At 68.9% G+C, this 13043-nt stretch carries 13 protein-coding genes; 9 read left to right on the top strand and 4 right to left on the bottom strand.

The features are described 5' to 3' along the window. Window positions 1-273: 273 nt before the first annotated feature. From J1C47_RS22370 to J1C47_RS22355, 4 genes are all read right to left on the bottom strand, one after another. Window positions 274-630 (bottom strand): tRNA-binding protein, encoded by a 357-nt coding sequence (locus tag J1C47_RS22370; protein WP_207353034.1) that lies wholly within the window; start codon window positions 628-630, stop codon window positions 274-276. A 335-nt stretch (window positions 631-965) separates the two neighbouring features. After that, complete coding sequence (gene proC, locus J1C47_RS22365; RefSeq protein WP_207353033.1) at window positions 966-1772, bottom strand: pyrroline-5-carboxylate reductase; 807 nt, start codon at window positions 1770-1772, stop codon at window positions 966-968. A 46-nt stretch (window positions 1773-1818) separates the two neighbouring features. Then, complete coding sequence (locus J1C47_RS22360; RefSeq protein ID WP_207353032.1) at window positions 1819-2319, bottom strand: type III secretion system chaperone family protein; 501 nt, start codon at window positions 2317-2319, stop codon at window positions 1819-1821. Window positions 2320-2605: 286 nt separating this feature from the next. Beyond that, a complete protein-coding gene (locus J1C47_RS22355; protein ID WP_207353031.1) occupies window positions 2606-2878 on the bottom strand; it encodes an accessory factor UbiK family protein in 273 nt (90 codons plus the stop codon). A 276-nt stretch (window positions 2879-3154) separates the two neighbouring features. Between J1C47_RS22355 and lgt the strand changes: the two genes are divergently transcribed. From lgt to J1C47_RS22310, 9 genes are all read left to right on the top strand, one after another. Beyond that, window positions 3155-4051, top strand: a complete 897-nt coding sequence (lgt, locus tag J1C47_RS22350; protein WP_207353030.1) for a prolipoprotein diacylglyceryl transferase — start codon at window positions 3155-3157, stop codon at window positions 4049-4051. After that, window positions 4048-5151: an SAM-dependent methyltransferase gene (locus tag J1C47_RS22345; protein ID WP_207353029.1), complete on the top strand. Its 1104-nt coding sequence runs from the start codon at window positions 4048-4050 to the stop codon at window positions 5149-5151. The genes lgt and J1C47_RS22345 overlap by 4 nt, the downstream gene beginning before the upstream one ends. A gap of 32 nt (window positions 5152-5183) precedes the next feature. Further along, entirely contained in the window at window positions 5184-5987 is an 804-nt protein-coding gene (pgeF, locus tag J1C47_RS22340; protein ID WP_207353028.1) for a peptidoglycan editing factor PgeF, read from the top strand. Window positions 5988-5993: 6 nt separating this feature from the next. Further along, the gene (locus J1C47_RS22335) at window positions 5994-7145 is read left to right on the top strand and encodes a M24 family metallopeptidase (RefSeq protein WP_207353027.1); all 1152 of its coding nucleotides are present in this window, start codon (window positions 5994-5996) and stop codon (window positions 7143-7145) included. 134 nt (window positions 7146-7279) lie between these two features. Next, window positions 7280-8227: a hypothetical protein gene (locus J1C47_RS22330; protein WP_207353026.1), complete on the top strand. Its 948-nt coding sequence runs from the start codon at window positions 7280-7282 to the stop codon at window positions 8225-8227. 315 nt (window positions 8228-8542) lie between these two features. Further along, window positions 8543-9475, top strand: a complete 933-nt coding sequence (locus J1C47_RS22325) for a ribose-phosphate pyrophosphokinase (protein ID WP_207353025.1) — start codon at window positions 8543-8545, stop codon at window positions 9473-9475. Between the two features lie 399 nt (window positions 9476-9874). After that, window positions 9875-11098, top strand: a complete 1224-nt coding sequence (locus tag J1C47_RS22320) for an autotransporter outer membrane beta-barrel domain-containing protein (RefSeq protein ID WP_207353024.1) — start codon at window positions 9875-9877, stop codon at window positions 11096-11098. A 144-nt stretch (window positions 11099-11242) separates the two neighbouring features. Further along, a complete protein-coding gene (locus tag J1C47_RS22315; protein ID WP_207353023.1) occupies window positions 11243-11791 on the top strand; it encodes a hypothetical protein in 549 nt (182 codons plus the stop codon). 122 nt (window positions 11792-11913) lie between these two features. Next, entirely contained in the window at window positions 11914-12879 is a 966-nt protein-coding gene (locus J1C47_RS22310; protein WP_207353022.1) for a choline ABC transporter substrate-binding protein, read from the top strand. Window positions 12880-13043 lie beyond the last annotated feature (164 nt).

Here is a 13043-nt window from a genome sequence, read left to right as displayed (position 1 = left end):
AAGGCGGGACTTCGAACCCCAATCGTCGGCACAAGCGCTCATCGCGGCGGCTCCTCGAATCAACCGCCGCCACAGAATCAGCCTCCGCGCAATGCGTCACCTGCTGTCATATGAGTTCGGAGCCCTGACCTCAGGATGAGGGGCTTGGCTCGACGGCGGTTGCTGCATAACAGTAGCCCCTCATCCTGAGGTGCGAGCGGAGCGAGCCTCGAAGGGCGAGGGGCGCTTGGCACACCAGAGCAACGGGCTAAACCCGCCGCCGGACCCTTTCCCTCAGAACATCCGGCCGCCCGTCGGCACCGCGTGTCCCGGCCCGAGGAGCACCACCTCGCCGTTTGCATCGGGCACGCCCAGCGTCAGCACCTCCGAGCGCATCGGTCCGATCTGGCGGGGCGGGAAGTTGACGACGGCGACCACCTGCCGACCGACGAGTTCCTCCGGCCTGTAATGCACGGTGATCTGGGCGGACGACTTTTTTACTCCGATCTCGCCGCCGAAATCGATCATCAGCCTGATCGCCGGCTTGCGCGCCTCGGGAAACGGCGCCGCCTCGACGATCGTGCCGACGCGGATGTCGACCTTCATGAAGTCGTCGAAGCTGATTTCGGGTGCGCGCTCTGGAGTGGTCATGATCGAATGTCCTGTGCCTTGGCGGCGCTTACCGTCCAAGTAAGCCCCCTTTGCGCCCCCTCTGCCCTTCCGGGCATCTCCCACGCAAGGGGGGAGATCATCCGGCGTCGAGGGGCAGCATCTTTTTGACGGACATGCCGGTTGAATGGTCGAAAAGCTGGCGAGTACCTTTGCGCGAGATCGATCTCCCTCCTTGTGGGGGAGATGCCCGGCAGGGCGGAGGGGGGTGCTACGGGCGCAGCGTTGATAGGCAAATCGATCGGACGACGCCCGCCTGCATTCCACCATGTCCCGGCAGCAATCGCTTCTTCCTGTCGACGGTCCGCCGCCGGTGATCAGCCCTTGGCCAGCGCTTCCGCCCGGTCCCGCGCCGCGCGCATCGCCTGTTCCATCAGCTTCGCCAGCCGCTCCTCGCCCATCAGGACGTCGAGGGCCGCCTGGGTCGTGCCGTTCGGCGAGGTGACGTTCTTGCGCAGCTGCGCCGGCGCGTCGCTCGAACGGATCATCAGTTCGCCTGCCCCCGCCACGGTGTGGCGGGCGAGCCGCATCGCGAGGTCGGCCGGAAGGCCGAGCGCCGCGCCGGCCTGCGCCATGCATTCGGCAAGGTGGAACACATAGGCCGGCCCGCTGCCGGACACCGCGGTGATCGCATCGATCAGCGCCTCGCTGCCGACCCATTCGACCGGCCCGCTCGCCTCGAGCAGCCGCGTCGCCGCCGCGCGGTCCCGCTCGCCCGTCCGCTCGTTGCCATAGGCGCCGGTGATGCCGCGCCCGATCAGCGCCGGGGTGTTGGGCATCGCCCGCACCACCGGGTGTTCGCCGAGGAGCGCCTCGATCGCCGCGACGGTGGTGCCGGCCGCGATCGAGACGACGAGCGTGTCCGGCCGCATCGCCGCCTTCAGCGGCGGCACGGCCGCGGCCATCATCTGCGGCTTCACCGCCAGGACCACGACGTCGAACGCGCCGTCCGGCACCGTCCGTCCGTGGCGGACGCCCTTGTCGAGCAGCGGTTGCAGCGCCGGTCCGACGGCCGGATCGACCACGGTGACGCGTGCCGGGTCGAGCCCCCGCTCGAGCCAGCCGCCGAGCAGCGCCGACCCCATGTTGCCGCCACCGAGAAGGAGGATGCGCGCGTCGATCATCTGCCCTGCCTCTGCCTGCCGGGCGGAAGAAGGCGCCATGCCGCCCTCAGGCCTCGCCGACCGTCTCGAACATCGTCGCCTCCAGCGCGTCCTCGGCCGACTTGTCGGCCCAGATGACGAACTGGAACGCCTGATAGAACCGCTCGCAGCTTTCGAGCGCCGTGGCAAGCATGCGCTCGGCCTGGCCGGTCGTCGCGTCGAGGCCGCCCGACAGCAGGAGGGAGTGGCGGAACATCACCGCCCCTTCCTTCCGCCAGAGGTCGAAATGCCCGACCACCAGCTTCTCGTTGATGCGCGCGAGGAGGGTCTGGATCTCCGCCTGCCGGTGCGGCGGAACCTTGAGGTCGAAGGCGCAGGCGATGTGCAGCGCCTCCATGTCGTGGATCCAGGAGAACGACACCGAATAGTCGGTCCAGACCCCGGCGACCGCCACCGCCAGTTCGTCTTCGCAGGAGCGCTCGAAGGCCCACTCCCGGGAGGTCGCCACCCATTCGATCACGTCGACCGGATTCGAATGTCGCAAACTTGTCAGATCGTCGAAGTGCATGCTCTTCCCCGTATGAACTGAGAGGGCGGGCAGCCGCCCGCCGCGGCAGCCGCCCGCAGGGGTGATCCGTTCGCCGCCGCCGACGAATCACCCTTGAAAATCAGCATACAGTCGGGGAGTCTTCAGGCTAAGTGCGTTAACCGTTTTTTCATGTTGATGGGCGTGCCGCCGCGCCGAATCGGCAAATCGCCGCGGCGCTAAGCGACTCTGCGGCCACGGATTTCCGACTCAGGAAAGCGTCGGCAAAAACCCGCGGCACCTGTCGATAGCCTGTGGATAAGGCCTCTCAGGCCCCCTCGCCCGGCGTCCCGCCGAGCTTCGCCTCGAGGTCGGCGAGCCGCTTCTTCAGCGCCTCGTTCTCCATCCGCGCCTTCATCGCCATCTCGCGCACCGCCTCGAATTCCTCGCGCTGGACGAGGTCCATCTGGTTGAGAAGCCGCTCGCCCTGGGTGCGGAACAGGGTCTCGACTTCGCGGCGCATGCCCTGGGCCGTCCCGGCGGCGTCGGTCATCACCCGGGCGAATTCGTCGAGAAGGCGGTTCGGGGCTCGGTTCGGCATCGTCGTCTCCGGATTGGGAAGGTTTATCCGCAGGTAGAGACGCGCGGCAGGTTAGACAATAGCGCCGGACGCCTCCGCCCTAACCGGCTCGCACGCGGCCGTCGGTCATCTTTGCAAGGCGCCGGCCTTCGAGCCCGCCGCCTCGGACAAGCGGATCCCCCGCCCGGTCTTCAAAGCGTCGCGGCTTCGGCTTAAAGGGGGCACGGGTTTCCGGCGGCGCTGGCGCGCCGAAGTCCCCGGATCCGCGACACAATCTTGACGAGGCCGGCCCGCGACATGCTCTCCCTCCAAGCCTTCGGCGTCCTCGCCTATCCGAATATCGACCCGGTGTTCCTCGAAATCGGCCCGGTGAAGCTGCACTGGTACGGCCTCGCCTATGTCGCGGGCATTCTCTGCGGCTGGCTCTACGGCCGCTATCTCGTCGGCACGCCGCGGCTCTGGAAGAACGGCGTCTCGCCGATCACCAAGCTGCAGCTCGACGACGCCATCCTCTATCTCGTCCTCGGCATCGTGCTGGGCGGCCGGATCGGCTACGTGCTGTTCTACAATCCGCTGCAGTATCTCGCCGACCCGCTGACGGTGTTTTCGGTCTGGGACGGCGGCATGGCCTTCCACGGCGGCCTCGTCGGCGTCACGCTGGGGCTCTTCCTGTTCTGCCGGAAGAACAGGGTGCCGCTGCTGAGCCTGATCGACGTCGTCGCCGCCTCAGTGCCGTTCGGCCTGTTCTTCGGCCGCCTCGCCAACTTCATCAACGGCGAACTCTGGGGTTCGCCCTCCACCGTCCCGTGGGCGATGGTCTTTCCGACCGGCGGGCCGGAGCCGCGGCATCCGAGCCAGCTCTACGAGGCGGCGCTCGAAGGCGTCCTCCTGTGGGTGATCCTGCGGATCGCCACCCACGGCTTCAGGAGCCTCCACCGGCCCCGCCTCACCGGCGGCATCTTCATCCTCTGCTACGGCATCTTCCGCACCATGGTCGAGGCGTTCTGGCGGCTGCCCGACGCCCAGCTCGGCTATCTCTACGGCGGCTGGCTGACCATGGGGATGCTCCTCTCCTTCCCGATGATCCTCGTCGGCCTCTGGGCGATCGCCACGGCGAAGACCTCGACCTGGCAGCCCCCCGAAGACGTTGCGCCGCAAGCCCCGGCGGCTTCGAAGGATGCCGCGCGGCCGTGAACGAACTTGCAAGACGGATCGCCGAGATCGTCCGGCGGGAAGGCCCGATCGGCATCGACCGCTACTGGAATCTCGCGCTGTTCGACCCGCGGGCGGGCTACTACGCGACGAAGAACCCGTTCGGCCGGGCCGGCGACTTCGTCACCGCGCCGGAGGTCAGCCAGATGTTCGGCGAACTCCTCGGGGCGTGGCTGGCGAGCGCCTGGGCGGGGCTCGGCGCGCCCCGCCCGTTCCGGCTCGTCGAGATCGGCCCGGGCCGCGGCACGCTGATGGCCGACATCTTGCGCACGCTGCGCCGCGCCGCGCCGGCCTGCCTCGCCGCCGCCACGGTGCATCTCGTCGAGACCAGCGAGACGCTGGCGGCGATCCAGGCGGAGACGCTCGCCCGCTTCGACCTGCCGATCCGCCGCCATCGCCGCATCGAGGAGGTGCCTGCCGGTCCGGCCGTCTTCGTCGCCAACGAACTCTTCGACGCCCTCGCCATCCGGCAGTTCGTCTTCGACGGCGAGGCGTTTCGGGAACGCTGCGTCGGCGTCTCGCCGACCGGCAGGCTGGAATTCGTGCTCTGCGATCGTCGCGGCCAACGCCCGCCCGCCGGCGCCCTCCCCCATCCGCCGGCCGCCGGCGCCGTCCTCGAAGTCGCGCCGGAGCGCGACGGGCTCGCGGCGGTCCTCGCAAGCCGCCTCGCGGAAGAGAGCGGCGCGGCCCTCTTTCTCGACTACGGCCATGCCGGCCCGGCCTTTGGCGACACGCTGCAGGCGGTCCGCGCCCACGCCCATGCCGATCCGCTGGACCGGCCGGGCGAGGCGGATCTGACCAGCCACGTCGACTTCACGCGGCTTGCCGGCATCTTCGCCGCGCGCGGCCTCGCAGTGTCTCAAATCGTCGAACAGGGAACGTTTCTCCTGTCGCTCGGCCTGCTGGAACGGGCCGGCGTCCTCGGCGCGCCCCTCGACTGCAACGGACGCCGCGACGTCGAGCGCGCCGTCGCGCGCCTGGCCGGCCGCGGTCCGGGCGAGATGGGAGCGCTGTTCAAGGTCGTCGCCGTCGCCGACCGGCCGCTGGCGGTGCCGCCGTTCATTTCCGCTGCGTCAGATTGACTTCGCCCCACCCCTCCACCACCATCTCGCCCATGTCCGACACCGGGTTCCGCGCAGACGCGCTCGACGACCATGACGTGATCCGAGCGACAGAGCTCTCGGACGCGGCCCTTTCGCATGCCTTCTTCACCCGCCGGGGTGGCACCTCGGGCGGCCTCTACGAGGGGCTGAACGTCGGCATCGGCTCGAAGGACGATGCCGCGAGCGTCGCGGCGAACCGCGCACGGGCCATGGCGACGCTCGGCCTCGACGCCTCGCGGCTCGCAACGCCCTTCCAGGTCCATTCGGCCGAGGCCATCGTCGTCGACGCGCCCTTTGCCGGCGAGCGGCCGAAGGTCGACGGCATCGTCACCGCGACGCCGGGCCTTGCGGTCGGCGTCGTGACCGCCGATTGCGGCCCGGTGCTCTTCGCCGATCCGAAGAACCGCGTCGTCGGTGCGGCCCATGCCGGCTGGCGCGGCGCCCTCGGCGGCGTGCTCGAGGCGACGATCGCGGCCATGGAAAGCGTCGGCGCGGAGCGCGCCTCGACGGTCGCGGTCCTCGGGCCGACGATCACCCAGCCGAGTTACGAGGTCGGCCTCGAAATGGTGGCCGCCTTCGTCGAGGGCGATCCCGCGCGCGAGCGATTCTTCCAGCCGGGGAAGGCTCCGGAAAAGCGGCAGTTCGACCTTCCCGGTTTCATCGTCGACCTCCTCGAACGCTCGGGCGTTTCGGCCTCCTTCGTCGGCCGCTGTACCTATGGCGAGCCGGAGGCGTTCTTTTCCTTCCGCCGCACCACCCATCGCGGCGAGCCCGATTACGGACGGCAGCTCGCGGCGATCACCCTGCGGGACTGATCTCAGATGCTGCACTTCGACAAGCCCGAATTCGACGCGCGCCGCGACCGCGTCCTCGCCGAGATGGCGAACCGCAAGCTCGACGCCATGCTGCTGTTTTCGCAGGAGTCGATGTACTGGCTGACCGGCTACGATTCCTTCGGCTTCTGCTTCTTCCAGTGCCTCGTCCTCAAGGCCGACGGCCAGATGCAGCTGCTCACCCGCTCGGCCGATCTGAGGCAGGCGCGGCATACCTCGATCCTCGAGGCGATCGTCATCTGGCGCGATCGCGGCAATGCCGATGCGGTGATCGAGCTGCGCAACATGCTCGACGACATGGGCCTGCTCGGCACCCGCATCGGCGTCGAATGGCTGACCCACGGCCTGACCGGAGCGGCGGGCCTCGGCGTCAGCGAGCGCCTCGGCTCCTTCGCTTCGCTGAAGGACGCCTCCGACCTGGTGCCGATGCTGCGGGCGGTGAAGAGCGAGGCCGAGATCGCCTATGTCCGCGAGGCGGCGCGCATCGCCGACGAGGCCTTCGAGGAGGTGCTGCCGCTGCTGGCGCCCGGCACCGACGAGGCCGACATCCTCGCGGTGATGCAGGGACACGTCTTCCGCCGCGGCGGCGACTACCCGGCCAATCCCTTCATCGTCGGCTCGGGCCGCGACGCGCTCCTGTGCCGCTACAAGTCGGGGCGCCGCCAACTCGCGGCGAGCGACCAGCTGACGCTCGAATGGGCCGGAGTGAAGGCGCAATACCACGCCGCGCTGATGCGGACGGTGATCGTCGGCGAGCCGAGCCCGCGGCATCTCGAACTCTATCAGGCGGCGCGCGAGGCGCTCGCCGCCGTCGAAGAGGTCATGCGGCCCGAGCACACATTCGGCGACGTCTTCGACGCCCATGCCGCGGTGATGGAAGCGCACGAGCTCGTCCGCCACCGGCTCTCGGCCTGCGGCTACTCGCTCGGCGCCCGCTATGCGCCCTCCTGGATGGACACGCCGATGTTCCACGGCGCCAATCCGTCGATCATCCAGCCGAACATGACGCTGTTTGCCCATATGATCATCATGGATTCCGACAGCGGCGCCGCGATGACCCTCGGCCGCACCTACCTCACCACGGAGACCGAGCCCGAGCCGCTGTCGCGGCTGCCGCTGGAGCTCACGGTCGTCGGCTGAGCGTCTCGGCGCCGGATTGCGACGCCCGGCCCGTCGCATTTCGGCTGGGCCCGGCGTCTTAACGGTTTCTTCCGACCCTCCCGGCATTGTTGCATCTGCTTCGATGCCGAAACACGGCCGGAAGGAGATCGCCCGTGGCAACGAAACCGGTGGCTGGAAAGCTCGCCCCACGCGCCCCGCATCACCCGCGTGCCCCGCTCCTCGTCGCGGCCGGCCTCGGCGTCGCTCTGTCGGGCTGCACCGGCTCCGACCTGTCGATCGCCATGGGGCCGAACGGCCCCGTCCCGCCGGCCGACATCGGCTCCGCCTCGACGCTCGGCGCGCCACCCGCCTCGACCGCACTCGCCGACGCCGCCCCGCTCGCGGCTTCCCCGTCCGGCAGCGTCGTTTCCGCCCCGCTTTCGCCCGAGCCCGCCATCGGCCGGAGCCCGCTTGCCCCCGCCACCTCGACGCGCGGCGGCGCCTCGCCGCAGATGCGCTGGGCGGTCGGCGCCCAGCCGGTGGGACAGGACGCCGAGCCGGCGCCGCAGATCGCCAGTGTGTCGGAACCGGCCGCGAGCCAGCCCGCCGCGACGCAGCCGGCGCCCTACGAACAGCCTGCCGAAGAAGCGGCGGCAGACGAGGCCCCGCCGCTGCGGCAGGCGTCGCTCGCCCCCGCGGCCGGCGAGCCGCCGCTGCGGCCCGCCGCCATGCGCGGACAGGTCTCCCCGTCCTCGGCCCGCACCGAGGTCCAGTTCCTGCCCGTCGTCGGTGCGCCGCAGCACGAGGCCGAACTTCTCGCCCGCGCGCTGTCGGAAGAATCGAAGAAGGCCGGCGTCGCGATCCGGCCGGCGAGCGACGCCGTCGCCGCGATCCGGCTCAAGGGCTATTTCTCGGCCTTCGAGGACGGCGGCGACACCGTCCTCGTCTATGTCTGGGACGTCCTCGACAAGGACGACCAGCGGATCCGCCGCATCCAGGGGGAGGAACGGATCGCCGACACCGCGCAGGATCCATGGTCGAAGGTCGATCTCGAAACCCTGCGCAAGGTCGCCCGCGAGACGTTTCAGGAGGCGGCGACCGTCGGATCGTCCGTCGGCTGACCGGCCGTTCCGGGCTCACGCCCCGTTCACCCTGTTGCCGCACCGCACACATGCCGGGTTGAAGTTTTGGCAGGGGGTGCTAGAGGCTCCATCCGCAGCCCGGGCGGCATGCCTGGCCGGACGGCCGCGGCACGTCCGACCCGGCGCTGCACTCCGTCGCGATCGGCCGCGGCGCGAGAGAAGACCGGTTTGCGGCCATCGCCGCCGGCGGATGGAAACGGTCCTTGCGGTGCCCTATACAGGCCCCAGTCCGGAAGGTAATGCAGCTTGCGCAACCACGACCTCACCTCCCCCCGATCGACCGGCAGGAAAGCGATGAAACTTTTCAGCGGCAATTCCAACCGGGCCCTGGCGGAGGCGATCGGCAACTATCTGGAGCTGCCGCTCGGACAGGCGATGGTGCGACGCTTCGCCGATCAGGAGATCTTCGTCGAGATCCAGGAGAACGTCCGCGGCGAGGACATCTTCATCATCCAGTCGACGGCCTATCCGGCCAACGACCACCTGATGGAACTCCTGATCATCATCGATGCGATGCGGCGCGCCTCGGCGCGGCGCATCACGGCGGTGCTGCCCTATTTCGGCTATGCCCGGCAGGACAGGAAGGCCAACGGCCGCACACCGATCTCGGCGAAGCTGGTGGCCAATCTGATCACCGAGGCGGGGGCCGATCGGGTGATGACCCTCGATCTTCATGCCGGCCAGATCCAGGGCTTCTTCGACATCCCGACGGACAACCTCTTCTCGGTGCCGCTGCTCGCCCGCGACATCAAGGAACATCAGGACCTCGAAAACCTGATGGTGGTCTCGCCGGACGTCGGCGGCGTGGTGCGCGCGCGCGCGCTCGCCAAGCGCCTCGACGCCCCGCTCGCCATCGTCGACAAGCGCCGCGACCGGCCGGGCGAGTCCGAGGTGATGAACATCATCGGCGACGTGACCGGCCGCAACTGCATCCTCATCGACGACATCGTCGATTCCGGCGGCACGCTGTGCAACGCCGCCGACGCGCTGATGAAGGCCGGCGCCCGCAGCGCCTCGGCCTACATCACCCACGGCGTCCTGTCGGGCGGCGCGGCCGCGCGCATCGCCGCGTCGAGCCTGAAGGAACTCGTCATCACCGATTCGATCATGCCGACCAAGGCGATCCTCGGTGCCCAGAACATCCGGATCGTCACGACGGCGAACCTCCTCGCCGAGGCGATCGCCCGCACCGCGTCCGAAGAGTCCGTCTCCAGCCTGTTCGACTGACAGCGAAGAGGCTTCCTGCCGCCGTCCTGCCTTCCCGGCACGCCTGCCGGAGGCATCCGCCGCCACGCGCCGCAAGTCGATCCTGGCCGCACCGGTCCCGTGTCCGTCCGCCCGCAGCCGGCTACGCGGGGCGTGACATTGCTGCATCGCAGCAGGACCGATCGCCCGGCCCCGCGGTCGCGTCGACCTTCCGCCTCCACCCGTCTCCCCCCGCACCCGTTTGCGCCAATCCCCTGCTGCGGCGGGCGATTGCGCCTCTCGGCACGATTTCGGCCGCAGTCCCGGCGCCTTGGCGCCGTCGGCACATCGGCGTGAACGCGGCTCCCGTCTTAACCGCTCGTTAACCACGGCACGGCCTTTTTGGGCCATCGATCACTGCAACTGCGAAGCGGACCGACCATGCAGATGGAACAGATCCGGCCGAGCTGCGGCGGGCCGGCATGGCATCGTGTCGCCGGCGCCGTCCGGTCGCTTCCTGCCGCGGCGCTTCTCGTCGTCGCGGCGCTGCCGGTCGCAAGACCCGCCGATGCGGATGGGCTCGACGACGACGGCCGCGCCTTCGCCGTCGCCTCGATCGCCCGCCAGGGCGCGCTGGCCCTTCGACTGGCGGCCGGCCAGACCGACAATCTCAAGAGCCACCTCGAAGGCTTGCGGAACGATGCCTGCGGCCCCGTGGCGGTCGCGGTGTCGCTCGGCGAAACCGATGCCACCGCGGCCTGGGAGAGCCTGCTCGACGCCGACGATGCGACAAGGTCGAAGACGCTTGCGACGCCGGCGAGCACGAAGCGGTGCGCCAATGCCGCCCGCGCCTGGACCGGCGGGTCGCTGACGCTCGCGAACGGAGCGCCCGACACCTCGGGCCGGGACTTCCAGCGGCTCGAAAGCAATCTGTCTGCCGGGCTCGACGCCCGGCTCGGCGCCGACCTCGCCGTCGGCCTGGCGCTCGGCGGCTCGAACGGCGACACGATCGAATCGGACGGGAGGACGCGCGGCTCGGCCGGCCTCGGCGCGATGGCCGCATACGCCTCCTATCATCCGACCGCCTCGACCTTCGCCGAAGGCGCCGTCGGAGCGGCGCGGCTCGAAATGAGCGACCGCGTCGTCGGTGCCGGCGATGCTCTCTCGGGACATGTCGAACATCCCGGTCTCGCCGGCTTCCTGACGGCCTCGATCGGCCGCCTGGACCGCTGGGGCGACCTGAAGCTCTCGCCTTACCTCAAGGCCACCGGCCAGATCGCCCGGCTCGGCGAAACCTCGCAGACGATCGGCACAGCCAGCTACCGGGAGGGGCCGCAATATGCGGCGCGTCTCTCGGGCACCGTCGGGCTCGACGCCGCGATGCCGGTGCGCCGGCTGCCCGACTGGATCGCAGTCGAACCGACGGCCGGCGTCGAGATCGGCTACGCGCTCGACGATCTGGCGCCGACGGCGATCACGGCATCGCAGGACGCCGGCGCGGAGGAGATCGGCGGCTCGCTTTCCACCAGTCGGATGCTGCGTCTCGACGTCGGGACCAACGTCACGCTGTTTCAGGAGCTTTCGCTCAGCCTCGATCTCGAGACGCAGCCGATTGCCGAGGGCCGGCCGAAGACGCTGCGGATTTCCTCCAGCTGGGACTTCTGAGACGCGGCCGTCGCCCCCGCCCCTCAAGCCGCGTCCGGCCGCAGCCCGGGCGGGACCATCGCCATCTCTCGGCATGGCCATGATCGATTGCGCTCGCCTTGGGCATGTGCAATCTTCGTGCATCTTGGTTCCCGCGAGGCGGCCATGCAGCAGATCCTCCGTCGCATCAGCTTTTCCCATGTCGTCGTCGGATCGGTCTCGCTGGCGGCGGCGCTCTTCCTCGTCGGTCTCCTCACCCGCGAGGACGTCGCCGAAAAGCCCTATCTGCGCATTGCCGGCTCCGGCTTCATCTTCAACTACCGTGTCGCCGACGCCTATTACGGCTTCACCGCCCTCGTGCAGAAGCCGGTGAAGGCCTATTCCACCATCGAGGCGAGCTTCGAGGATCCGGCCGGCGGCCCGGCGCATGTGGTGACGGCGCGGCTGACCCCGCGCACCAGCCGCTATGGCCTCAGGTCGCCGCCGCTCCGGGGCATCGAGGCCGATCGCCCCTATCACGTCTCCGTCCGGCTCCTGCAGAACGGCGACGGCGCCCTGCTCTTTGCCGACGACTTTACGGTGACCTCGCAGATCTCCGACCGGATCGTGCCGCCGGAGCCGCTGACCATCGGGCCGGGCTACACCCGCAACCCTCGGCTGCCGAACGGATGGACGGCGCCGGCCGCGACCGGGAAATTAGGTCATTCCGGATGAATTAAATGGGACAAATCCGGGCTCGGCTGTTGCGTGTGCACCTGTTAGGGGGTGATATTGCGCGGCCTTCGGCGCAGCTCTCGCGCCGGATCTCTCATTTTCAAGCAACACAGGAGAACCGTATGATACGGAATCTGAAGGCTTTCGGCCTCGTCCTCGGAGCGTCCTTCATGATGCTGCCCGCCCTGGCGCCGGACGCCACGGCAGCCGACGCCGGAAGCTGCAAGACGGTGCGCCTGTCCGACGTCGGCTGGACCGACATCACCTCGACGACCGCCGTCCTGTCGAAGCTCCTTTCCGGCATGGGCTATGACCCCGACGTCAAGATCCTGTCGGTGCCGGTGACGTTCGCCTCGCTCGCCGATAACAATCTCGACGTCTTCCTCGGCAACTGGATGCCCGCCCAGGCCGAGCCGATCAAGAAATACGTCGACGCCGGCACGATCGAGCGGGTGCAGACCAATCTCGAGGGCGCCAAATACACCCTCGCCGTGCCGAAATATCTTTACGACGAAGGCCTCCACGACTTTGCCGACATCCACAAGTTCGGCGATCAGCTGAACCACAAGATCTACGGCATCGAGCCCGGCAACGACGGCAACAGCCTCGTCATCGGCATGATCGACAAGAACGAGTTCGACCTCAAGGGCTTCGATCTCGTCGCCTCTTCCGAACAGGGCATGCTCAGCCAGGTCGCCCGCGCCACGCGCTCGAAGAAGCCCATCGTCTTCCTCGGCTGGGCGCCGCATCCGATGAACACCAATTACGACATCGAATATCTGACCGGCGGCGACGACACCTTCGGCCCGAACTACGGCGGCGCCACGGTCTACACCGTCACCCGCAAGGGCTACAGCGAGGACTGCCCGAACATCGGCAAGTTGCTGAAGAATCTGACCTTCGATCTCGACATGGAAAACAAGATCATGGGCAAGATTCTCGACGACGGCAAAAAGCCCGAACAGGCCGCGACCGAGTGGCTGAAGGACAATCCGGACCGGCTGACCAAGTGGCTCGACGGCGTCGAGACGATGGACGGCAAGCCGGCAGAGGCGGCGGTCAAGGAATCCCTCGGCATCTCGTCCTGAGGCGCCGGTCGCCCCGACCGGGCGACGTCTCCGCTGGGCCGGCCCGTCTGCCGGTCCCCATGGCTTCGGGCAGCCGGCTCTTCAGCAGCCGGCTGCCCGCCCCGGTATCTTGAGTGAAGAGGATCGAAACCAACGGGGGATGGGGTAGCGCGCCCCCCCAGGCC

The organism is Jiella sonneratiae, from assembly GCF_017353515.1.
GTDB classification, from domain to species: Bacteria; Pseudomonadota; Alphaproteobacteria; order Rhizobiales; family Rhizobiaceae; genus Jiella; species Jiella sonneratiae.
The sequence above is the reverse complement of the archived record's forward strand: the minus strand, read 5'-3'. Positions and strand labels throughout refer to the sequence as shown.

Excerpts from the sequence above, each read along its gene's own strand:
- J1C47_RS22370 (WP_207353034.1), bottom strand. The coding sequence starts at position 630 with ATGACCACTCCAGAGCGCGCACCCGAAATCAGCTTCGACGACTTCATG.
- proC (WP_207353033.1), bottom strand. The coding sequence starts at position 1,772 with ATGATCGACGCGCGCATCCTCCTTCTCGGTGGCGGCAACATGGGGTCG.
- J1C47_RS22360 (WP_207353032.1), bottom strand. The coding sequence starts at position 2,319 with ATGCACTTCGACGATCTGACAAGTTTGCGACATTCGAATCCGGTCGAC.
- J1C47_RS22355 (WP_207353031.1), bottom strand. The coding sequence starts at position 2,878 with ATGCCGAACCGAGCCCCGAACCGCCTTCTCGACGAATTCGCCCGGGTG.
- lgt (WP_207353030.1), top strand. The coding sequence starts at position 3,155 with ATGCTCTCCCTCCAAGCCTTCGGCGTCCTCGCCTATCCGAATATCGAC.
- pgeF (WP_207353028.1), top strand. The coding sequence starts at position 5,184 with ATGTCCGACACCGGGTTCCGCGCAGACGCGCTCGACGACCATGACGTG.
- J1C47_RS22335 (WP_207353027.1), top strand. The coding sequence starts at position 5,994 with ATGCTGCACTTCGACAAGCCCGAATTCGACGCGCGCCGCGACCGCGTC.
- J1C47_RS22325 (WP_207353025.1), top strand. The coding sequence starts at position 8,543 with ATGAAACTTTTCAGCGGCAATTCCAACCGGGCCCTGGCGGAGGCGATC.
- J1C47_RS22320 (WP_207353024.1), top strand. The coding sequence starts at position 9,875 with ATGCAGATGGAACAGATCCGGCCGAGCTGCGGCGGGCCGGCATGGCAT.
- J1C47_RS22315 (WP_207353023.1), top strand. The coding sequence starts at position 11,243 with ATGCAGCAGATCCTCCGTCGCATCAGCTTTTCCCATGTCGTCGTCGGA.
- J1C47_RS22310 (WP_207353022.1), top strand. The coding sequence starts at position 11,914 with ATGATACGGAATCTGAAGGCTTTCGGCCTCGTCCTCGGAGCGTCCTTC.